21 protein-coding genes and 1 other annotated feature are annotated in these 20,661 nt (G+C 49.9%); all 21 genes read left to right on the top strand.

Annotated elements, in window-relative coordinates; all coding sequences use genetic code 11:
• Positions 1-24: 24 nt before the first annotated feature.
• The 21 genes from LZ11_RS03245 to rsxE all read left to right on the top strand — a co-directional run bounded on the left by LZ11_RS03245 (position 25) and on the right by rsxE (position 20,656).
• A complete protein-coding gene (locus tag LZ11_RS03245) occupies positions 25-519 on the top strand; it encodes a GNAT family N-acetyltransferase (RefSeq protein WP_148866471.1) in 495 nt (164 codons plus the stop codon).
• A gap of 688 nt (positions 520-1,207) precedes the next feature.
• Positions 1,208-1,561, top strand: a complete 354-nt coding sequence (locus LZ11_RS03240) for a nucleotidyltransferase domain-containing protein (protein ID WP_148866470.1) — start codon at positions 1,208-1,210, stop codon at positions 1,559-1,561.
• Entirely contained in the window at positions 1,533-1,961 is a 429-nt protein-coding gene (locus tag LZ11_RS03235) for a HEPN domain-containing protein (RefSeq protein ID WP_148866469.1), read from the top strand. The genes LZ11_RS03240 and LZ11_RS03235 overlap by 29 nt, the downstream gene beginning before the upstream one ends.
• Positions 1,962-2,032: 71 nt before the next feature.
• Positions 2,033-2,250 (top strand) — a binding site (T-box leader).
• A 52-nt stretch (positions 2,251-2,302) separates the two neighbouring features.
• The gene (locus LZ11_RS03230; protein ID WP_148866468.1) at positions 2,303-4,951 is read left to right on the top strand and encodes a valine--tRNA ligase; all 2,649 of its coding nucleotides are present in this window, start codon (positions 2,303-2,305) and stop codon (positions 4,949-4,951) included.
• A 35-nt stretch (positions 4,952-4,986) separates the two neighbouring features.
• Positions 4,987-6,291 carry a bifunctional folylpolyglutamate synthase/dihydrofolate synthase gene (locus LZ11_RS03225; protein WP_148866467.1) on the top strand — a complete coding sequence of 435 codons (1,305 nt, stop codon included), beginning with the start codon at positions 4,987-4,989 and terminating at the stop codon, positions 6,289-6,291.
• 51 nt (positions 6,292-6,342) lie between these two features.
• Positions 6,343-6,594, top strand: coding sequence for a DUF2508 family protein (locus LZ11_RS03220; protein WP_148866466.1), 252 nt, complete (start codon positions 6,343-6,345; stop codon positions 6,592-6,594).
• A gap of 116 nt (positions 6,595-6,710) precedes the next feature.
• Positions 6,711-7,745 carry an FAD:protein FMN transferase gene (locus LZ11_RS03215; protein WP_148866465.1) on the top strand — a complete coding sequence of 345 codons (1,035 nt, stop codon included), beginning with the start codon at positions 6,711-6,713 and terminating at the stop codon, positions 7,743-7,745.
• A gap of 101 nt (positions 7,746-7,846) precedes the next feature.
• Positions 7,847-8,479 carry a redox-sensing transcriptional repressor Rex gene (locus LZ11_RS03210; RefSeq protein ID WP_148866464.1) on the top strand — a complete coding sequence of 211 codons (633 nt, stop codon included), beginning with the start codon at positions 7,847-7,849 and terminating at the stop codon, positions 8,477-8,479.
• Complete coding sequence (locus LZ11_RS03205; protein WP_148866463.1) at positions 8,476-9,288, top strand: ATP-binding protein; 813 nt, start codon at positions 8,476-8,478, stop codon at positions 9,286-9,288. Before LZ11_RS03210 ends, LZ11_RS03205 begins: the two co-directional genes overlap by 4 nt.
• 29 nt (positions 9,289-9,317) lie before the next feature.
• Positions 9,318-10,658 carry a [Fe-Fe] hydrogenase large subunit C-terminal domain-containing protein gene (locus LZ11_RS03200; protein ID WP_148866462.1) on the top strand — a complete coding sequence of 447 codons (1,341 nt, stop codon included), beginning with the start codon at positions 9,318-9,320 and terminating at the stop codon, positions 10,656-10,658.
• Positions 10,645-10,995: an AraC family transcriptional regulator gene (locus tag LZ11_RS03195; protein WP_148866461.1), complete on the top strand. Its 351-nt coding sequence runs from the start codon at positions 10,645-10,647 to the stop codon at positions 10,993-10,995. Before LZ11_RS03200 ends, LZ11_RS03195 begins: the two co-directional genes overlap by 14 nt.
• Positions 10,989-11,738 (top strand): PHP domain-containing protein, encoded by a 750-nt coding sequence (locus LZ11_RS03190; protein ID WP_148866460.1) that lies wholly within the window; start codon positions 10,989-10,991, stop codon positions 11,736-11,738. Before LZ11_RS03195 ends, LZ11_RS03190 begins: the two co-directional genes overlap by 7 nt.
• A 69-nt stretch (positions 11,739-11,807) precedes the next feature.
• Complete coding sequence (gene nuoE, locus LZ11_RS03185; RefSeq protein WP_148866459.1) at positions 11,808-12,296, top strand: NADH-quinone oxidoreductase subunit NuoE; 489 nt, start codon at positions 11,808-11,810, stop codon at positions 12,294-12,296.
• Positions 12,297-12,301: 5 nt separating this feature from the next.
• On the top strand, positions 12,302-12,853 hold the full coding sequence (locus tag LZ11_RS03180; RefSeq protein ID WP_148866458.1) for an ATP-binding protein: 552 nt from the start codon (positions 12,302-12,304) through the stop codon (positions 12,851-12,853).
• Positions 12,854-12,861: 8 nt separating this feature from the next.
• The gene (locus tag LZ11_RS03175) at positions 12,862-13,227 is read left to right on the top strand and encodes a (2Fe-2S) ferredoxin domain-containing protein (RefSeq protein ID WP_170240270.1); all 366 of its coding nucleotides are present in this window, start codon (positions 12,862-12,864) and stop codon (positions 13,225-13,227) included.
• Positions 13,228-13,256: 29 nt separating this feature from the next.
• Positions 13,257-15,050 (top strand): NADH-quinone oxidoreductase subunit NuoF, encoded by a 1,794-nt coding sequence (gene nuoF / locus LZ11_RS03170; RefSeq protein ID WP_148866457.1) that lies wholly within the window; start codon positions 13,257-13,259, stop codon positions 15,048-15,050.
• 22 nt (positions 15,051-15,072) lie between these two features.
• Positions 15,073-16,824 (top strand): NADH-dependent [FeFe] hydrogenase, group A6, encoded by a 1,752-nt coding sequence (locus tag LZ11_RS03165; RefSeq protein ID WP_148866456.1) that lies wholly within the window; start codon positions 15,073-15,075, stop codon positions 16,822-16,824.
• A 349-nt stretch (positions 16,825-17,173) separates the two neighbouring features.
• On the top strand, positions 17,174-18,490 hold the full coding sequence (gene rsxC / locus LZ11_RS03160) for an electron transport complex subunit RsxC (protein ID WP_148866455.1): 1,317 nt from the start codon (positions 17,174-17,176) through the stop codon (positions 18,488-18,490).
• Between the two features lie 89 nt (positions 18,491-18,579).
• Positions 18,580-19,503, top strand: a complete 924-nt coding sequence (locus tag LZ11_RS03155; RefSeq protein WP_148866454.1) for an RnfABCDGE type electron transport complex subunit D — start codon at positions 18,580-18,582, stop codon at positions 19,501-19,503.
• Positions 19,500-20,042, top strand: a complete 543-nt coding sequence (locus LZ11_RS03150; protein WP_148866453.1) for an RnfABCDGE type electron transport complex subunit G — start codon at positions 19,500-19,502, stop codon at positions 20,040-20,042. The genes LZ11_RS03155 and LZ11_RS03150 overlap by 4 nt, the downstream gene beginning before the upstream one ends.
• Positions 20,042-20,656: an electron transport complex subunit RsxE gene (rsxE, locus tag LZ11_RS03145; protein ID WP_148866452.1), complete on the top strand. Its 615-nt coding sequence runs from the start codon at positions 20,042-20,044 to the stop codon at positions 20,654-20,656. Before LZ11_RS03150 ends, rsxE begins: the two co-directional genes overlap by 1 nt.
• Positions 20,657-20,661 lie beyond the last annotated feature (5 nt).

The following is a 20,661-nucleotide window of genomic DNA, read 5'->3' as shown; positions in this document are numbered from 1 at the left end:
AAAATTAATGCGCAGGTTTATTATGTGGACTGTGAAAGTGGGGGATTTTACCTCATGAATCTGGAAAAGATTGTGGAGCTGGATAGAATAAACATGAGCCCGATTTTGAAGGAATTGGGCATAGAGTTTGACCCCGAAAGGCGAAAGAAAGACCTGGAAAGAGAGATTGAAAAAGGAGCTAGATTTGTCCTGGTCTGGAGGGGCGATATCCTCGCGGCATACCTGGAGTATATGCCCGTTTCCGATGACTGCTGGAATGTGATGTCGATACAGATACATCCCGCTTACAAAAGAAGCTCAATTTTGCGCGATATATTCCGGCAGGCATATAGAGAAATATTATCGAATCGTCCGAAAAAAGTTTTCAGTTCCGCCCATAAAAACAACAAGTCGTCGGTTTTGCTTCACCGCAGACTGGGGTTTGGGGTTATTTCGGATGAAAACGAAAGATATAGATACGAAATTTCCGGGGACGAACTGTTGGGATTTTTTAGCCGTATATTTGAGAGAGGGAATTGATCCACCCTTTAGCGAAATATGTATAGCTTTTAAGATATAGAAAAGTTTGGTGGGAAATCCTTGAAAGTTTTTTACACCATTTCCGGTTTTGATTTCCTTCTTGTTAGTCTACAATTTTTGGCCAAAATATGAAAATAATATGTTTTCTCTTTTTACGGACGTTACTACCATCCTGCTTTTTCTTCCCTCATTTTTTATTGTGTTTTTCTCCTTCCCTGCCTTTATCCTTTTGACTTTATTTAAAAAGCATTTAAGATCTCCATGGTATTATTGATCTATATAATGGCCTTTATATTCTCTCTGAACGCATCAGACTTTTATTCAATACAGTTAAGGGTTCTCATTTCTTTCTTAACTTCATTACCGGGGTTATTACATTTCATTTTATCGATAACATAGTTCATTCAAAAGATATCGACGGCGTAAAAAGTAACTAAAAGCACACCTGATTTTCAAAAACCTGAAACGGCTTTGCGGGAAACACAACGGGCGGACAATATCCCTTTACATGAAATAGGGTTTGAAATCGAAGGGGTAAGGCGACATTCGATTATTATCGATGGCTCCTACATTGATGAATACTAATATGTCAAAATTGCTGTAAGAAAGGCTTTTATTTACATGAAATTGCTAATATGCTAATATATAAACAACACCCCAACTGTTTCCGTAATTTGGGGGGAGGGTTATGGACATAAGAGTAGAGGAAAAAGAATATAAAACCTTGCTGGAGAAGGAACTGGAAAGGATCACAGCAGAGCTAAAGAAACTCGGAGCGGAAAAAATATTGCTCTTCGGGTCTTATGCCGCTGGACGTGAGGACCTTTTTACGGATCTTGATATTATAGCTGTTTTAAAGAGCGATTTACCCTTTATCGAGCGGGTAGGTTTTATTTATAGGAAAATAGTTCCAAAAGTAGCTGCAGATATACTGGTTTACACTCCTGAGGAATGGCAAACTGTTAAAGAAAAGCCTTTTTTCAAAAGGGCTGCTGCCGAGGGGAGGGTGCTGTATGAGAAGGTCGGGAATGGAAGAGGGTAAGAGATGGCTGGAACAGGCAAAAGAAGACTTAAAGTGGGCCAGGGTGTTGGCCGAACAAGGCGGCTACCATATCGCTTGCTTTTTAGCCCAGCAGGTGGCCGAAAAAGCCATTAAAGCTCTTTTGTATGCTATGGGGGAAACTATAGTCCTGAGCCATTCGGTGAACGTATTAGCCCGGAAGGCCGCCCAATATAATGAAAAGGTAGGAGAAAAGTGTGAAAAATGGTCTGTACTAGACGGCTATTACATTCCCACAAGGTATCCTAACGGCCTGCCGGACAGCATTCCTGCCAAGGTGTACAATAGGGAAATAGCAACTGAAGCTGTGGATTTGGCCGAGGATGCGGTTAATACTGTCGGAAGAATAATGAATGATTTAGAAAATGAAAAGCTGCAATAGATGATGGGTTAGCCGTAGTCTTGACAAAGCAATGGTCTGAAGTTAAAATATACATTAAAAATATTAAGATTGCAAAGGCGTTGACGGGGAGGAGTAGAAAGCCCGCCCTTATAAAGAGAGGAAGGCCGCCGGGTGAAAGCCTTCTTAAGGGAGCTTTCGAAGGTCGCCCCTGAGCCGTCCCGGTGAAAAAGTAGCCGGGGCCGGTTTTACCGTTAGATTATCAAGAGCCCGGATTTTTGAAAGTCCGGGAACTAAGGTGGTACCGCGAAAAAGGCCTTTCGTCCTTAAATCAGAGCGAAGGGCCTTTTAAATTTTTACATTTTTTAAAAGGAGGAGGAAGAATGGATTTCACCAATATCCCTTCCGTTTACGACCCAAAAAACGTGGAGGATAAATGGTACAGATTCTGGGAAGAACAGAATTTCTTCCGCGCGGAAATTGATCCGGAGAAGGAACCCTTCACCATAGTTATTCCGCCGCCCAATGTAACCGGCCACCTTCACATCGGGCATGCCCTCAACAACACCATCCAGGACATCCTGATAAGGTATAAGAGGATGCAGGGCTACCCGACGCTGTGGCTGCCCGGCACCGATCATGCGGGAATCGCCACCGAAGCCAAGGTGAAAGAGCAGCTGGCAGAAGAAGGGCTGTCCAAGTACGACCTCGGCAGGGAAAAGTTCCTGGAAAGGGTGTGGGCGTGGAAGGAAAAGTACGGCGACACCATAGTGAACCAGCTGAAAAAACTAGGCGCTTCCTGTGACTGGTCCAGGTTCAGGTTCACCCTGGACGAGGGACTCAGCCGCGCCGTTCGAGAAGTGTTCGTAAGGCTATACGAAAAGGGCCTCATATACCGCGGCGACTACATCGTGAACTGGTGTCCGACGTGTAAGACGACCCTTTCGGACATAGAGGTGGAGCACGAGGAGAGAAATGATAAGATCTACCACGTGAGGTATCCCTTCAGCGACGGCTCGGGCCACATAACCGTGGCGACCACCCGCCCCGAGACCATACTGGGCGATACGGCCGTAGCTGTAAACCCGGAGGATGAAAGGTACAGGGCACATATAGGCAAGACCGTTGTTCTGCCGCTGGTGGGTAGGGAAATTCCGATTATCGCCGACGATTACGTGGATATGGAATTCGGCACGGGTGCGGTGAAGGTAACTCCCGCCCATGATCCCAACGATTTCGAGATGGGGCTGCGCCACGGGCTGCCGGTAATCAAGGTCATGGACGAAGAAGGGCGCATGAACGAAAACGCCGGGAAGTTTAAGGGCCTCGACAGGTACGAGTGCCGGAAAGCCTTGATTAGGGAACTGGGAGAAAAGGGTTACATGGAAAAGATCGAGGACCTTACCCACAGCGTAGGTCAGTGCTACCGCTGCGACACCGTGGTGGAACCCATGGTCTCCAAGCAGTGGTTCGTCAGGATGAAGCCTCTGGCGGAGCCGGCCATCGATGTGGTAAAGCAGGGCAGGGTGAAGTTCGTCCCCGAGAGGTTCACCAAAATATATATAAACTGGCTGGAAAACATCCACGACTGGTGCATATCAAGGCAGCTCTGGTGGGGCCACCGGATTCCCGCGTGGTACTGCCAGGATTGCGGAGAAACCATCGTCTCCAGGGAAACGCCCGTAAAATGCTCAAAATGCGGCGGAAGCTCCCTAGAACAGGACCCCGACGTGCTGGACACCTGGTTCAGTTCGGCCCTCTGGCCCTTCTCGACGCTGGGCTGGCCTGACGATACCCAAGACCTCAGGTATTTTTACCCGACTTCGGTGCTGGTTACCGGCTACGACATAATATTCTTCTGGGTGGCCCGCATGATATTCATGGCCATGGAGTTTATGAAGGAGGAACCCTTCAGGTACGTGGCTATAACTGGCCTCGTCAGGGACGCCCTGGGCCGCAAGATGAGCAAATCCCTGGGCAACGGCATAGATCCCCTGGAAGTCATAGAAAAGTACGGCGCCGACACCCTCAGGTTTGCTCTGTGCACCGGCAACACCCCGGGCAACGACATAAGGTTTTCCTGGGAAAAGGCGGAGCACAGCCGCAACTTTGCGAACAAGATATGGAACGCCTCCCGGTTCGTAATGATGAACCTGGAGGGCTTCGAGCCCGGAGAACCGGAATTGGAAAAGCTGTCGCTTAAAGACCGCTGGATCCTGTCCAGGCTGAACGATGTGACTTCAGAAGTTACGGAGTTCCTGGACAAATTCGAAGTCGGCATAGCTGCCCAGAAGGTCTACGACTTTTTCTGGAGCGAATTCTGCGACTGGTACATCGAAATGGCAAAGATAGACCTTTACGGGGACGACAAAAACGCAAAAAAGAAGACCCAACGCGTCCTTTATACCGTTCTGGAGAGGGTTTTGAGGCTGCTGCACCCCCTTATGCCGTTTGTCACCGAAGAGATCTGGCAGCACCTGCCCCACGAAGGCAGGAGCATAATGGTGTCGGCCTGGCCGGAATTCAGGCCTGAATGGAAGTTTGAAGATGCAGGCGACATGGAGATCCTCATGGATGCTGTAAGGGGCATCAGGAACATCAGGGCCGAGATGAACGTCCCGCCGGCTAAGAAAGCCAGGGCCGTGGTGAGAGCAGGCGATTCCGGGACGCTGAAGCTTTTGAGACAAAACATTGATATTATCCACACCCTTGCCAGGGTTTCGGAAACGGATTTCATTTCTGAGGAAGACCCCGCGCCAGGAAAAGCCATGAGCTGCGTTATAAGGGGAGCGGAAATCTTCATCCCCATGGAAGGTCTCGTGGACCTGGATGCGGAAATCGCCAGGCTTCAGAAAGAAAAGGCGTCTCTGGAAAAGGAGATAAGCACCGTCAGGAAAAAGTTAACAAACCACGGTTTCCTGTCGAAAGCTCCACGGGAAGTTGTAGAAAAGGAAAGACAGAAGGAAAGGGATTACATCGAGATGCTCAAGCGGGTGGAGGAACGGCTGAAAGCACTGACCGAATTGGGATAATCATAGCCTAAACGTTACGGGAAGGAGAAAGCTCGATGCTGAGTTACCGTGAAGCTCTGGAGTTCATCCACGGTATGAACAGATTCGGCATAAAGCTGGGGCTTCAGAACATTACGAGGCTCCTGCAGCTCCTGGGCAATCCCTATGAGGGTATCAAAATAATTCATGTGGCGGGGACCAACGGCAAGGGGTCCACCTGCGCCATGATAGATTCCATATTGAGGGCCGCCGGCTACAGGGTGGGGCTGTATACTTCGCCGTACCTGGAGGTGTTCAACGAGAGGATAAGGGTGAACGGCCGGAATATACCCGATGAAGATATCGCCCGGCTCACCGAAAAGATCCGAAAAGTCCTGCGGGAAATGGAGGCCAGGGGATGGGGTGCACCCACCGAATTTGAAGTGGTAACGGCTCTCGGCTTTATGTACTTTAAAGAGCAGAACCTGGACTTTCTGGTACTGGAAGTGGGCATGGGCGGCAGGTACGACGCCACCAACGTGGTAACCCCTCTGGTCAGCGTAATTACTCCTATAAGCTACGACCACCAGCAGTACCTGGGGAATACCCTGCCGGAGATAGCTCGAGAAAAATGCGGGATAATCAAGCAAGGAGTTCCGGTGGTCACCGCCCCCCAGGATCAGGAAGCGATGCGGGTTATAGAGGGTGCCTGCCGGGAACGAAACTGCCCGCTGGTAAAAGTAGGGGAGGAGACAAGATACCGTCTTTTGGACTGGGGGCTTGAAGGCCAGGTTTTTAGCCTGGAGACGGCAAGGAACGTCTACGACAGCTTAAAGATAAAACTGCTGGGGGATCACCAGCTCGATAATGCTGCAACGGCGGTGGCTTCCGTAGAAGCCCTAGGCCATTACGGCATAAATATAACTAAGGAAGCCGTGGAAAAAGGCCTTTTAGAAGCCCGGTGGCCGGGCAGGCTGGAAATCATAGGCCGGAACCCCGATGTGCTTATCGATGGCGCCCACAATCCTTCGGGCGTGAGGGTGCTCAAAAGCGCGCTTTTAAAATATTTCCCGGGCAAAAGAGTGATCCTTGTATTAGGTATTTTAAAAGACAAGGATTACTTGAAGATGCTGGAGGAGATCATCCCGGTAGCGGACGCTGTCGTCGCCACCCGGCCTGACAGCCCCAGAGCACTGGGGGCGTGTGAATTGGAAGGATCGATAAGAAGCCTACAATTCGAAAAAATGCCCGAAATTTACAGCAGAGAAGACGTGGAGGAAGCCATCGATACGGCCTTTAACATATCCGGGGGCGATGACGTGATAGTTTTTGCGGGTTCCCTGTACATGATCGGGAAGGTAAGGAGTCTTTTGAGAAAATAGATTAAAGTTTTGCCCCCTCTACTGAATATACATAATGTAGGGGGGCTTTTTATGAAAAAAGAATTTAACGGCGGTTCCTCCGAATTGGAACGGCATCTCATCGAGGAAATCGAAAAGGCCAGGCAGGAAATGCAGCTGGCCGAAAAGGCTTTTCAGTGGGTGCAAAACGACCCTGCGGAGGTGGATGCCGCGCTTTCGAGGATGGAAGCCGCCCTTGCCCGTTACAATTCACTCATAAAGCAGGCCAAGGATATGGGGATAACTATAGACAAAATAACAATGTACAGTCAGCTGCTTCAATAACAAGCCTTGGTAGTAATTATATTGATACAAAAATATTTAAAGGGCGTCGATTTATTGATATAATTATGTAAGAACTCGGAAGGGGAGGTGGATGCGACAGTCTTGTCGCCGTTAAAATGAAATACAAGCTGAAAATAACAATTTTTCTTTTTGCCGTTTTAATCCTCCTTTCGGCCTGCGGCAGGAGCCAGGAGACGCCGGTAGTGAAAACAAATTTTCTGCTGGATACGCTGATAAAGATATCGGCTTATGGCAATGGCGCATCAGACGCCATCGACGCGGCTTTCGACAGGATAAGCGATATCGAGAAGAAAATGAATGCCAACGCACAAGACAGTGAGGTAACCGCTATAAATACGGCGGCTGGCAGAGAATTTTGCGAAGTTAGTCCAGACACCTTCTACGTTATAAAAAGAGGACTTTACTTTTCCGAACTTTCCGGAGGGAGGTTCGATATAACCGTCGGGCCTCTTGTAAAAATCTGGGGCATAGGTACGGAAAAGGCCCGGGTACCCGAAGAGCATGAGATTAAAAGGGCTCTTTCGCTTATAAACTACAGAGACGTTTTACTGGATGAGGAAAATCATGGCGTGATGTTGAAAAGGCCCGGGATGGGAATGGACCTGGGAGCCATAGCCAAAGGATACGCGGCCGACGAAATTATTCGGATATTGAAGGAAAAAGGGATAAAGAGCGCAGTTGCCGACCTGGGGGGCAACATATACGTCCTCGGCAAAAAACCGAACGGTGAGCCGTGGAAGATTGGTATACAGGACCCCTTCGAAATCAGGGGAGAAATATTTGCGACTGTGGAAGTGTGGGACAAGACCCTGGTTACCTCCGGCGTGTACGAAAGGTTTTTTGAGAAAGGAGGGAAGAGGTACCATCACTTACTCGATACCTCTACGGGTTATCCCGTTGAAAACGGCCTGGTGAGCGTGACAATAATAGGCGATAGCTCGATAGACGCCGATGCCCTTTCCACCGCAGTGTTTTCACTGGGTTTGAAGGAAGGAATGAGGCTGGTTGAAAGCCTTCCGGGCATCGAGGCGATTTTTGTAACGTCCGGCAGGGAAGTATATCTGACCTCCGGGGTGGATAACTTCAATTTCCAGATAACCAACAAGGCCTTTGTATTAAAACAACAGTAGAAAAATATTGTTAAAAGATTAACAAACATGTGATTTTTTTCGCTATTTGTATTGTAAAAACCTATGCATTATGCTAGAATCGATGTAGGGAGTGGTTAAGTTTGTTCAAGAGGTTTAAAATACCTGAGGCCACCATCGGAAGGCTTACATCTTATTCGAGATTTCTGAAAGAAGCCGACGAAAAAGGAGTCACGACGGTTTCTTCCCAGCAGATAGCGAGGGCTACAGGTGTTACTCCCGCTCAGGTCAGAAAGGATCTGGCCTATTTCGGAGAATTCGGCACCAGAGGGGTAGGGTACAACCCCAGAGAATTATATAACTATATAATGAAGATACTGGGCCTCGACAGACGCTGGTCCGTTGCAATAGTAGGTGCCGGGCATCTTGGGACCGCTCTTTCGCTGTATAAGGGGTTTGCAGAGAGAGGTTTTGATATAACCTGTATTTTCGATGCGGACCCGGAAAAAATCGGCAAAAAAATTGCCGGGCTGGAAGTGCGGTCACTGGAGGAACTGAGTCAAAAGGTAAAGGAATACAACGTCGAGCTCGGGATAGTGGCGGTGCCGGCTGCGGCAGCCCAGGAAGTGGTGGATATTATGGTCGGGGCCGGTATAAAAGGCATTATAAATTTCGCTCCGGTCAACGTATCGGTCCCCGAGGATGTGGTGATCAGGCGTGTTGACCTGGCGTCCCAGCTTGAGTATCTGACGTATCATCTGGGGGAGACCAGATGAAATTGAGAAAGATAAAGGAAATTCTCCGGGCTGAAGTGCTAATGGGAGATGACCGGGACCTTGAGGTAGATGTGACCAACGCCTGCGGCGCAGACCTAATAAGCGATATCCTGGCGGATATGAAGAAGAACGCGGTTCTTCTCACCGGTCTCACTCATAAGCAGATAATACAAACAGCTAGTATGTCCGAATTTGCCGCTATAATTTTTGTAAGGGGCAAGTACCCGGCCCGGGACGTAATCGAGCTGGCGAGGGAAAATCACCTTCCGCTCCTACGCACCGAATACCCCCTTTACGAAAGCTGCGGTCTCTTGTATGAGGCCGGATTAAGGGGGGACTATTACAGGAAGAAGGGCGAGATGGGGGAACAAATCGAAGAAAAACAGCTTTCCGGAGTCATGCGCCTGGTTTACAAGGTATCCGGCGGCGACTTCAACAACGCCGGAAAGGCCACCGAGCAGGCCAAGAAGATCCTGAAACAGCTGGGGATAAACCCTTCGGCTATGAGGAAGGTATCTATTGCGGCTTATGAAGCCGAAATGAATATAGTGATTCACGCCTACAGGGGAAAAATGTTTTTCAACATAACCCCTTCATATATAGAGGTCATCGCAGAAGACGAAGGCCCAGGAATTGAGGATATAGAACTGGCCATGCAGGAGGGTTTTTCCACCGCTCCCGAGCGCGTTAGGGAGTTGGGCTTTGGAGCCGGTATGGGGCTCCCAAATATGAAGAAATTTTCAGATGTGTTTGAAATTACTTCGGTTGTTGGAAAAGGGACAAGAGTGAAAATGTTGGTTAATTTGTAGTCGCCTTATACGGAAAGCTGGTGAGCTCTTTGAATTTCTATCATTCGGTTACGCTGGACCTCGTAAAATGTAAGGGGTGTACCAACTGTATAAAAGGCTGTCCCACCGAAGCCATAAGGGTGCGAGGTGGGAAGGCTCACATCATGCAGGATAAGTGCATAGATTGCGGCGAATGTATAAGAATATGCCCCAACCATGCTAAATACGCCGTAACCGACGGGCTTGAAAAACTGAAATCGTATAAGTTTACCGTGGCGCTGCCGGCGCCCAGCCTGTACGCCCAGTTCAAGGAGGGGACGTCGAGGGAAGCCGTCAACGCCGCTTTACATGCCATAGGTTTTGATGAGGTTTACGAAGTTCCCCTGGCGGCGGAAGAAGTTACCGTCGCCATAAGGGAATATTTAAAGAGGAATCACGATGTAAGACCCTTGATTTCCTCGTCGTGTCCCGCGGTGCTGCGCCTTATAAGAGTAAGGTTTCCGGGGCTTATTAAGAACATCGTGCCGGTAAAGGCCCCGGTCGAGATAGCCGGCAAAAGAGCAAAAGAAGAGATAAGCAGTGTATACGGTATTAAGCCCGAAGAAACCGGCGCGTTTTTCATAAGCCCCTGCCCCGCCAAAGTCACTTCGGTAAAACAGCCCATAGGTACCCCTAGATCCCATGTGGACGGAGTGCTTTCCATAAGCGGCATATATGGGGAACTGATGAGAAACCTGGGGAGATCCGGATTTGAATCGATATTTGAAAAATCTAGCGGCATAGGTATAGGCTGGGGCAGGTCGGGCGGAGAGAATATAGCTATTGGAATCGGAAGCCATCTGGCCGTCGACGGAATACACAACTGCATCGACGTCCTGGAAGAAATAGAATTGAACAAACTTTCCAATATAGACTATTTAGAACTGCAGGCATGCAGCGGTGGCTGTATAGGTGGAGCGCTAACCGTCGAAAACCGCTTCGTAGCAAAGGTTAAATTGATAAAACTCGCGGAAAAACTCGGTACTGAAACCAGAATTGATGAAAACTCTATTGTAAGAGATTTTGAAGAAGGGTATTACAATTTTGAGAAAGAGATAAACCCAACACCGTCTCTGAAACTCGACGAAGACATAGCCAAAGCCATCCGGAAGATGGAGATTCTCGAGAAAACCCTAAAGGAGTTGCCGGGCCTCGATTGCGGCAGCTGCGGGTGCCCAAACTGCAGATCACTGGCGGAAGATATAGTGCAGGGACGGGCCAATGAAACCGACTGCGTATTCAAGCTCAGAGAAAAGGTTAGGCAGCTGGTAGCTGAAGTTCTGGATCTGTCCCAGAAATTACCTCCCACAATGGAAGGACAGGAGGGGGTGAGGAAGAGTGACCCTGAATGATCTGCAGAAGGAATTGTCCTTGAAACTGGTGACCAGAGGAACAAATCTAGAGAGACCCGTCGAAGGCGGTTACGCCTCGGACCTATTGAGCTGGGTCATGGGCCATGCCTCGGAAAACCAGGTCTGGATCACCATTCAGAGTCATCCTAATATAGTTGCGGTGGCTGCACTCTTGGGCCTTTCCGGTATTATCGTAGCCGAAGGCGTTGATATAGAAGAAAATACCATAAAAAAGGCGGAGGAGGAAAATATACCCATATTCTCCTCGGATAAGCCGGTATATGAAATATGCGGTATACTGTATAATGCCCTATCCAGGAGCCGGGGAAAATGCTGAGGGAATTTCCCGCAGACCTTCACGTGCATACATGCCTTTCGCCGTGCGCCGATCCGGAGATGGTTCCTCCCAACATCCTTAACATGGCCAACCTTATGGGTATTAAGATCGTAGGCGTATGCGACCACAATTCGGCCGGAAATCTTGAAGCGATTATGATCGCCTCCCGGACTTATGATATTTTGATACTGCCGGGGATTGAAGTTCAGAGTACTGAGGAAATCCACATTCTTTGTTTCTTTGAAAATCTTAAAAAGACTTTTGAGTTTCAGGAATTCCTATATCGCCATCTTCCAGATAAGAAAAACCGCCCGGAATATTTCGGACACCAGCATGTGGTCGATTTTCGGGGAAATGTAACCGGTGAAGAAGAAAAGCTGCTTATAGCGTCAGCCGCCCTATCGGTGGATGAAATTTCAAAAAAGGTTATAGAGCTTGGAGGAATTTTCATACCCGCCCATGTGGATAGAAGAACTTTCAGCATATTGGGTCAGCTGGGGTTTATACCGGACTATCTTGAGCCCGATGCTGTGGAATTTTCAAGGAACATTACCCTTGAGGAAGCGAGGGTGAAGTTCCCCGATATTATAGGCAAATATCCAGTGGTGTTTTCTTCCGATGCCCATCGTTTAGAGGACATGGTTTTTCAAAAGACTTATTTACTTTTAGAGGAGCCAACTTTTGAAGAAATAAAAAGAGCATTCAAGGGTATTGATGGAAGGAGGGTTATTCTAAAGGAATAGATATTTTATTTATAAGATCTTGTGAAAGTATTAACAATCAACATTATATCACAGGAGGAGTTGGTGATAATGCAGCCCGCAATCAAAAGAGACGCGGAATTTGAAGAAAAACTCAAGAAAGTCGATGAAATGCTGAAAAAATACGAGGGGCAGAAGGGGGTGCTGCTGCAGGTCCTGCAGGAAGCCCAGAGGATTGTAGGGTATCTCCCCATCGAAGTGCAGAAAAAGGTGGCGGAGGCTCTGGACGTCACGCTGAGCGAAGTTTACAGCACTGTTACCTTTTACTCGTTCTTCAACCTGAAACCCAGGGGCAAATACCAGATAAGGGTTTGCTTGGGCACCGCGTGCTACGTAAAGGGTGCCGATAAGGTCCTCGGCCGTATTGAGCAGGAGCTGAAGATAAAAGTGGGAGATACGACCGAAGATCTGAAATTTTCCCTGGACGCGTGCCGGTGCGTCGGCGCATGCGGTCTTGCCCCGGTGGTTATAATCAATGATGACGTCTACGGCAGGTTGACGCCGGACAGGGTACCGGAGATACTAAAAAATTACGAATAACGGCCATGAAGGAAATATCCCTGCATGTGCTGGACATAGTAGAAAATTCCCTGAACGCCGGTGCCACGGTGGTCGAGATAGAAATAGTGGAAGACTCGAAAAAGGATCTCTTGGCGATCGAGATACGCGATAACGGCATGGGAATGGATGAACAAACCGTAAAAAAAGCGCTGGACCCGTTTTTCACCAGCAGGACTACCAGAAAAGTTGGCCTCGGCCTTCCGTTGCTGGCTCAAGCTGCGAAAACCGCCGGAGGTGACGTGACCGTACATTCACTCCCCGGACAGGGGACTGTGGTAAAGGCGTGGTTCAAAAAAAGCCATATCGATCTGCAGCCCCTCGGAAATATGGCGGACACTGTGGCGTCACTGGTGGCAGTTCATCCGGATGTGGATTTTATATACAGGCATGTGATAGACGGCGGGGTGTACCGGTTCGATTTAAGGCAAATCAGGCGAAAACTTCAGGATGTGCCGGTCAATAACCCGCTGGTAGTTAACTGGATAAAGAAATTTATAAGCGACAGTTTAAAGGAAATTAATGGAGGTGCCGAATGATGGGGGTAATTAAGTCTATAGAAGAACTTGAAAAAATCCGCGAACAGGCCCGCGAATTGATAAATTTAAGGAAAGACAACGAAAACAAGACGCGAATCGTGGTGGGTATGGGCACCTGCGGTATATCGGCGGGAGCCCGCCAGGTGTTGCTGGCGATTCTGGATGAATTGAAGAAGCGCAATATTTCTGACGTAATAGTTACGGAGACTGGCTGTATAGGCATGTGCAGGTTCGAGCCGATGGTGGATGTCATAAAGCCGAACCAGCCTAAGGTCACTTACGTTAACGTGGATGCCGACAAGGCCAGGCAGATTGTGGCAAGGCATATCGTAAACAACCAGGTTGTCGACGAATGGGTAATACCGAATATATAATTTAACTTTTAGCAGTTGGAGGGATAGACATGGAAATCTACAGGGCTCATATACTCGTGTGCAGGGGAACGGGCTGTACGGCTTCCGGCAGCGAACCCGTAATGGAAGCTTTTGAAAAGGAAATAGAAAAACACGGCCTTTCCAAAGAGGTAAAGGTTCTGCTGACAGGCTGCCTCGGACTGTGCGAACTGGGGCCCAACATAATCATATACCCCGAGGGAACCTATTACTGCCGGGTTAAACCCGAGGATGTCCCGGAAATCGTGGAAGAACACCTGGTCAAGGGCCGCATCGTAGAGAGGCTGCTTTATAAAGAACGCGCTGTTGAAGAAAGGATGAGGGCCCTTACCGACATCAATTTCTACAAGAGGCAGAAAAGAGTTGCTCTTAGAAACTGCGGTCTCATCAATCCTGAAATAATCGAGGAATACATCGCCAACGACGGTTACAGGGCACTGGCAAAGGTTCTGACGGAAATGACCCCCCAGCAGGTGATCGACGAGGTGACCAGGTCGGGGCTGAGGGGACGTGGAGGAGGAGGCTTCCCTACAGGCAGAAAATGGCAGTTTGCCAAGGATGCGCCCGGTGACATCAAGTATGTCGTCTGCAACGGCGACGAAGGGGACCCCGGCGCCTTCATGGACAGGAGCATCCTCGAAGGAGATCCTCATACGGTGCTCGAGGCGATGGCCATTGCCGGTTATGCTATAGGCGCAAAGGAGGGCTATATATACGTTAGGGCCGAATACCCGCTGGCAGTGAAAAGGCTCGAGATAGCAATAGAGCAGGCCAGGGAAAGGGGCCTTCTGGGCAAGAATATCCTGGGTACCGGCTTCGAGTTCGACATTTTCCTGCGCCTGGGATCGGGAGCTTTCGTATGCGGCGAGGAGACGGCATTACTGGCGTCGATAGAAGGCCGCAGAGGCGAACCGAGGCCCAGACCGCCGTTCCCGGCTATTGAGGGCCTGTGGGGCAAACCGACCCTGATCAACAACGTTGAGACCTATGCAAACATCCCGCCGATTATTCTCAACGGAGCCGACTGGTTTGCCAGCATAGGAACCGAGAGGAGCAAGGGGACAAAAGTGTTCGCCATCGGCGGTAAAATAAACAACACCGGTCTTGTAGAAATCCCGATGGGAACCACGCTCAGAGAGGTAATATACGAGATCGGCGGCGGAATACCAAACGGCAAGCAGTTTAAAGCGGTCCAGACCGGCGGTCCTTCGGGCGGGTGCATACCGGCATCGCTGCTGGATATGCCCATAGAATACGATACTCTGACCCAGGCCGGTTCAATGATGGGCTCCGGCGGTATGATCGTCATGGACGAAGATACCTGCATGGTCGATATAGCTAAATTCTTCCTCACATTTACCCAGGATGAATCCTGCGGTAAGTGCCCGCCCTGCCGTATAGGTACAAAGAGGATGCTGGAAATCCTCGAGAGAGTAACGAACGGCGAGGGCCGGGAGGGGGATATCGAGCTGCTGGAAAGCCTGGCGAAAAATATTAAAGCTTCGGCCCTGTGCGGTCTGGGGCAGACGGCGCCGAACCCGGTGCTTTCCACGCTCCGCTATTTCAGGGATGAGTACGAAGCTCATATCAGGGAAAAGAAATGCCCCGCAGGAGCGTGCAAGGCTCTGATAACCTACGAAATCATTGCAGATAAGTGCAAGGGCTGCGGGCTATGCGTGAAGGTGTGCCCGTCTGCAGCGATCACCGGTGAACGAAGACAGCCGCATGCAATCGACAGGGAGAAATGCCTTAAGTGCAACAGCTGTTTTGAAAGGTGCCCGTTTGGTGCTATAGCGAAGAAATAAGCGGTAAAAGGGGAGGATAAACATGGAAATGGTAACTTTGACGATAGACGGCGAAAAAGTTCAGGTTCCAAAAGGCACCACCATACTTGAGGCTGCCCGTAAGATCGGCAAGAAAATTCCCACCCTGTGTTTTCTGAAGGGGATAAACGAGATCGGGGCGTGCCGGATGTGTGTGGTAGAAGTCAAGGGTGCCAGAGCCCTCCAGGCTTCCTGCGTGTATCCCGTATCTGAAGGTATGGAGGTATTCACCAATACCCCGGCCGTGAGGGAGTCCAGAAAAATTACGCTGGAACTTTTACTGTCCGATCATAACCTTGAATGCCCCACCTGTATCAGGAACCTGAACTGCGAGCTTCAGAAGCTGGCCGAGGAACTGGGTATAAAGTCGATCCGCTTTGAAGGCGAAAAACACCGGTCCAGGTACGACGATTTTTCACCCTCGATAGTCAGGGACACTTCAAAATGCGTACTATGCCGCCGCTGTGTGAGTACCTGCCACAAGGTGCAGGGTGTAGGTGTTATCTCGCCCAATAACAGGGGATTCGAGACAATGGTCGCGCCGGTTTACGACATGAGCCTGGCCCAGGTGGCGTGCGTCAACTGCGGCCAGTGCATACTGGCCTGCCCGGTCGGCGCCCTGAAGGAGAAGGACGATACCGACAGGGTATGGCAGGCTCTGGCGGACCCGGGAAAACACGTCATCGTGCAGATTGCTCCGGCTGTGAGGGTTTCTCTCGGTGAAGAATTCGGGCTGGGCAGAGGTGCTATAGTTACCAAGAAAATTCCTGCAGCTCTGAGGAGAATGGGGTTTGACAGGGTTTTCGATACCGATTTTACAGCGGACCTTACCATAATGGAAGAAGGCCATGAATTCCTGGAGAGGTTGCAGCACGGCGGGAAACTGCCGCTGATTACCTCCTGCAGCCCAGGATGGATAAAGTTCTGCGAACACTATTATCCGGAATTCCTGGAGAATCTCTCCACGTGTAAATCGCCACAGCAGATGTTCGGTGCCGTGGCCAAAACCTACTATGCTCAAAAAATCGGCATCGACCCGTCCAGGATCTTCGTGGTGTCCATCATGCCCTGTACCGCCAAGAAGTACGAGTGCCAGCGGCCTGAAATGAGATCCAGCGGTTACCAGGATGTGGATGTGGTATTGACCACCAGAGAACTGTCCAGAATGCTGAAGGAAGCGGGGATTAACCTGGCCACACTGCCCGACGAGGAATTCGATGATCCGCTCGGAATATCCACCGGTGCCGGCGCCATATTCGGTGCGACGGGTGGCGTAATGGAGGCTGCTCTCAGGACCGTATACGAGGTTATTACCGGCAGGGAGCTTAAAAATGTAGAGTTCACCGGGGTTCGCGGTGTGGAGGGCATAAAAGAGGCCACCATCGACATCGATGGCATGAAGGTCAACGTGGCGGTCGCTCACGGTCTGGGCAATGCGAGGAAGCTCTTGGACAGGGTAAAGAACGGGGAAGCCTCATATCACTTCATCGAAATCATGTGCTGCCCGGGCGGCTGCGTGGGCGGCGGTGGCCAGCCCATTCTGAACGCCGATGAGCGCTGGGAGCTGGACTACCGAGAAGTGCGCGGCAGCGCCATTTATGAGGTAGACCGCAATATGCCACTGAGGAAATCCCACGAGAACCCGGCTGTACAGCAGCTCTACAAGGAATTTCTGGGCAAACCGCTGAGCGAGAAATCTCATAAACTACTGCATACGCACTATACCAGGAGGTCCAGATACCCCGAAGCCGAATAAAAGCACGATAGGGGACCGCGTGAATTTTCACGCGGTCCTTTCACATTTTGATGAATGCAAGGAAGACCCTCCTGGAGCTTTACTTTTTACCAACCGAGGTTTTAACCTGAATTAACTCGGTATTTTTATGAAAATTAAGGTATATCAGTATTAACTTAACAGGTAATAATTATATTATTATTATAGAAAAAAGCGTACTTTTATTGTATAATCATTAGTGATGAGCAGATATCCGAGCTAATGTATACTTTATACTTTGTGAAAAAAATTTTTTGTTCGGGTTGAGAGGTTTTTTTAGAAAAATGTCGAATAATTATTAGGTTTTTTATACCGGAGGGAGAGGTGAAGCATGCTAAAAACTTTTAGAGGAGGCATTCATCCTCCGTATAATAAAGAATTAACCAGCCAAAAGCCGGTTGAAAGGGCAGAACTGCCGCGACTGGCCGTTATCCCGATGAGCCAGCACGTGGGAGGACCCTGTGAACCCATAGTAAAAGTCGGGGACCATGTTAAGGTCGGCCAGAAGATAGGCGAGGCAAAGGCCTTTGTGTCGGCCCCCATCCACGCCAGCGTCTCCGGGAAGGTTGTTGCGGTCGAACCGAGACCCCACTCCTCCGGAACGCCGGTCATGTCTGTTGTCATAGAATCCGACGGCAGGGATGAGGTATACGAAGGTGTGCAGCCCCCGAAATCCCTGGACGAGATGACGCCCGATGAGATAAAAAGCCTCATAAGGGAAGCGGGGATTGTCGGAATGGGCGGCGCCGGATTTCCGACCCAAGTGAAACTTTCGCCGCCGGCCGGCAAGACCATTGATACCATTATAGTCAACGGGGCTGAATGCGAACCCTACCTTACCGCCGACCATCGCCTCATGGTGGAAAGGCCCGACGATGTGGTTCTGGGCCTCAGGGCGATAATGAAGGCCACCGGAGTAAAAAAGGCCTATATAGGCATAGAGGACAACAAACCCGATGCCATTAGAGCTATGAACGACGCGGTAAAGGGCTTTAAGGGGATAGAAGTGGTTCCCCTGGCTACTAAGTACCCCCAGGGTGGGGAAAAACAGCTTATATACGCCATAACCGGAAGAGAGGTGCCGTCCGGAGGGCTTCCCATGGATGTGCACGTGATCGTGGATAATGCCGGTACCTGCGCTGCAATCGCAAACGTGTTGAAAACCGGTATGCCCCTTATAGAGAGGATAACCACGGTCACCGGTTCCGGCGTTAAGGAACCCAAGAACCTGCTGGTAAGGATCGGTACTCCCGTAGGAGAACTTATCGAACAGTGCGGCGGATTTGACGGCGAACCGGGCAAGGTAATCATGGGCGGGCCTATGATGGGCGCTTCGCAGTCGCAGCTGCAAGCACCGGTAATGAAGGGTACTTCTGGGGTACTGGTGCTGCAGAAATCGGAGGTAAAGGCTTTCGAACCGATGCCATGCATAAAATGCGCCAGGTGCGTGGACGCGTGTCCCATTCACCTTATGCCCACTTACCTGGGCAAGTTTGCGGAAAGAGGCATGTGGGCCGAAGCCGAACGGTATCACGCGCTGGACTGCATCGAATGCGGCTGCTGTGCTTATGTTTGCCCGGCGAATATTCCGCTTACCCAGCTTATAAGGCTTGCCAAAAACCGTATAATAGTTTCTAAAAAGAAGTAAGAGGGAATATAGTGTAATGCAAAGACTTAATGACGGCATCGCACTTGGAATGCGCATATAAAATAAGCTGGATTCAGGAGGTCTTTCTAATGGGAGAATATAGATTTTTAACCACGTCTTCTCCGCACATCCACTCGGGGGAAAGCGTGCAGAGGATAATGTTTAACGTGGCCGGAGCTCTGCTCCTGCCCACGATAGCGGGAGTTTACTTTTTCGGGCTTCAAGCCCTGCTTCTCGTGGTAACCGCCACACTGGCTGCGGTACTGACCGAAGCTATTTTCCAGAAACTGCGGGGCAAACCAATCACCGTATGGGACGGTAGCGCCGTCGTAACGGGTATCCTGCTCGCTTTGAATCTTCCGCCCGGCCTACCGCTCTGGATGGCCGTAGTCGGCTCCGTCGTATCTATAGCCCTCGGCAAGATGATTTACGGCGGGCTGGGCGCAAACCCCTTCAACCCGGCTCTTATCGGGCGCGTATTCCTCATGGTGACCTTCCCCGTGGAGATGACCACCTGGATCAATCCGGTGGACGGCACCACGAGCGCAACCCCTCTGGCTCTGATGAAGATGCAGGGGGTATCAACCGATTATACTAGGCTTTTTATGGGCAATGTAGGAGGCAGCTTAGGCGAGACCTCCGCCCTGATGATTCTGCTGGGCGGCCTTTACCTGATATATCGAGGGTATGTGGACTGGAGAATTCCCGCAAGCTATCTTGGCACCGTCGCAGTTTTATCCCTGGTCCTCGGCAGGGACCCGATATTCCACCTCCTGGCCGGAGGGTTGATACTGGGAGCCTTCTTTATGGCTACCGATATGGTGACAACTCCCGTGACAAGGCTCGGGAGGATAATATTCGGCATCGGTGCAGGCATTTTTGTGGTACTCATACGGTTTTACGGAGGATATCCCGAGGGTGTATCGTTCTCAATTCTGCTGATGAATGCCTTTACTCCTATAATAAACAGGCTTACGGTTCCCAGGATTTACGGGGAGGTGAGGACCAGATGAACCAGTACGCTAGGATGATAGTGGTACTGCTCATATTTTCAGTATTGTCCGGGGTAGTGCTGGCATTTTCTTACGAGATAGCCATTCCCAAAATTCAGGAACAGGCCCAGAAAGACCTGGAAGCTTCCATAAAAAACGTGCTTCCCGGTACAACCAGGTACGAACAGGTGGAAAAAGAGGGTATGACCTTTTACATCGGCCTTGACGATCAGGGCAATAAGAAGGGTATTGCTTTTAAAGCTACCGGGCAGGGATTCGGTGGTCCCATCGAGATGATGGTGGGATACGACCCCAAAGAGGGTAAACTAACCGGCTTGCAAATCCTTTCAATGGCTGAAACCCCAGGTCTAGGCGCCAAGATACAGGAGCCAGCGTTTACAGACCAGTTCAAAGGGAAGTCCGTTACTGATCCGTTTGTACCCAAAGAGGACGTTAAGGTAATTACCGGTGCAACCATATCCCCGGCGGGAGTGGCCAACGGAATAAAAATCGCTCTGGATAAGGTCACTAAAATATACCCGGTCGGAGGTGACTATTGATGTACCAGCTGGTTAAAGACTTTCTAAACGGACTATGGAACGAAAACCCCACATTCAGGATGATAATAGGTATGTGCCCCACGCTGGCGGTAACCACCGCCGCAATGAACGGCATAGCCATGGGGCTTGCGGCGACCTTTGTTCTGGTATTTTCAAGCCTTCTGATTTCGTTGCTCAGGAATTTTATCCCGGCCAAGGTCAGGATACCATGTTATATAATCGTGATAGCCACTTTCGTAACCGTAGTGGATCTTTTTATGGCAGGCTATTTTCCGGCGATGTACAGGATCCTGGGCCTTTTCATACCGCTGATCGTAGTGAACTGTATAATAATGGCGAGGGCTGAGGCTTTTGCGTCAAAGGTGACACCAATCAGGGCCATAGCCGACGCCTTGGGTATGGGTATCGGTTTTACCTGGGCAATTACCCTGATAGGGGCCGTAAGGGAACTTATGGGGTCCGGCACCGTTTTCGGCTATCATGTGCTGGGCGAAAATGCAACTCGCTGGGTTATTATGCTACTACCACCGGGCGCTTTCTTAACAATGGGCATTTTGCTCGGAATCATGAATGTAATTACGCGAAAAAGCGTCAAGAATACCCAATGCCATTGATAGGG

This window comes from Thermosediminibacter litoriperuensis (assembly GCF_008124715.1).
In the GTDB taxonomy this organism is placed as follows: Bacteria; Bacillota; Thermosediminibacteria; order Thermosediminibacterales; family Thermosediminibacteraceae; genus Thermosediminibacter; species Thermosediminibacter litoriperuensis.
This window is presented reverse-complemented; position numbering and strand designations above follow the sequence as displayed.

Excerpts from the sequence above, each read along its gene's own strand:
- LZ11_RS03155 (WP_148866454.1), top strand. The coding sequence starts at position 18,580 with ATGGGAGAATATAGATTTTTAACCACGTCTTCTCCGCACATCCACTCG.
- LZ11_RS03235 (WP_148866469.1), top strand. The coding sequence starts at position 1,533 with ATGAGAAGGTCGGGAATGGAAGAGGGTAAGAGATGGCTGGAACAGGCA.
- LZ11_RS03215 (WP_148866465.1), top strand. The coding sequence starts at position 6,711 with ATGAAATACAAGCTGAAAATAACAATTTTTCTTTTTGCCGTTTTAATC.
- LZ11_RS03220 (WP_148866466.1), top strand. The coding sequence starts at position 6,343 with ATGAAAAAAGAATTTAACGGCGGTTCCTCCGAATTGGAACGGCATCTC.
- rsxC (WP_148866455.1), top strand. The coding sequence starts at position 17,174 with ATGCTAAAAACTTTTAGAGGAGGCATTCATCCTCCGTATAATAAAGAA.
- LZ11_RS03190 (WP_148866460.1), top strand. The coding sequence starts at position 10,989 with ATGCTGAGGGAATTTCCCGCAGACCTTCACGTGCATACATGCCTTTCG.
- nuoE (WP_148866459.1), top strand. The coding sequence starts at position 11,808 with ATGCAGCCCGCAATCAAAAGAGACGCGGAATTTGAAGAAAAACTCAAG.
- rsxE (WP_148866452.1), top strand. The coding sequence starts at position 20,042 with ATGTACCAGCTGGTTAAAGACTTTCTAAACGGACTATGGAACGAAAAC.
- LZ11_RS03205 (WP_148866463.1), top strand. The coding sequence starts at position 8,476 with ATGAAATTGAGAAAGATAAAGGAAATTCTCCGGGCTGAAGTGCTAATG.
- LZ11_RS03225 (WP_148866467.1), top strand. The coding sequence starts at position 4,987 with ATGCTGAGTTACCGTGAAGCTCTGGAGTTCATCCACGGTATGAACAGA.
- LZ11_RS03180 (WP_148866458.1), top strand. The coding sequence starts at position 12,302 with ATGAAGGAAATATCCCTGCATGTGCTGGACATAGTAGAAAATTCCCTG.
- LZ11_RS03150 (WP_148866453.1), top strand. The coding sequence starts at position 19,500 with ATGAACCAGTACGCTAGGATGATAGTGGTACTGCTCATATTTTCAGTA.
- LZ11_RS03165 (WP_148866456.1), top strand. The coding sequence starts at position 15,073 with ATGGAAATGGTAACTTTGACGATAGACGGCGAAAAAGTTCAGGTTCCA.
- LZ11_RS03230 (WP_148866468.1), top strand. The coding sequence starts at position 2,303 with ATGGATTTCACCAATATCCCTTCCGTTTACGACCCAAAAAACGTGGAG.
- nuoF (WP_148866457.1), top strand. The coding sequence starts at position 13,257 with ATGGAAATCTACAGGGCTCATATACTCGTGTGCAGGGGAACGGGCTGT.
- LZ11_RS03240 (WP_148866470.1), top strand. The coding sequence starts at position 1,208 with ATGGACATAAGAGTAGAGGAAAAAGAATATAAAACCTTGCTGGAGAAG.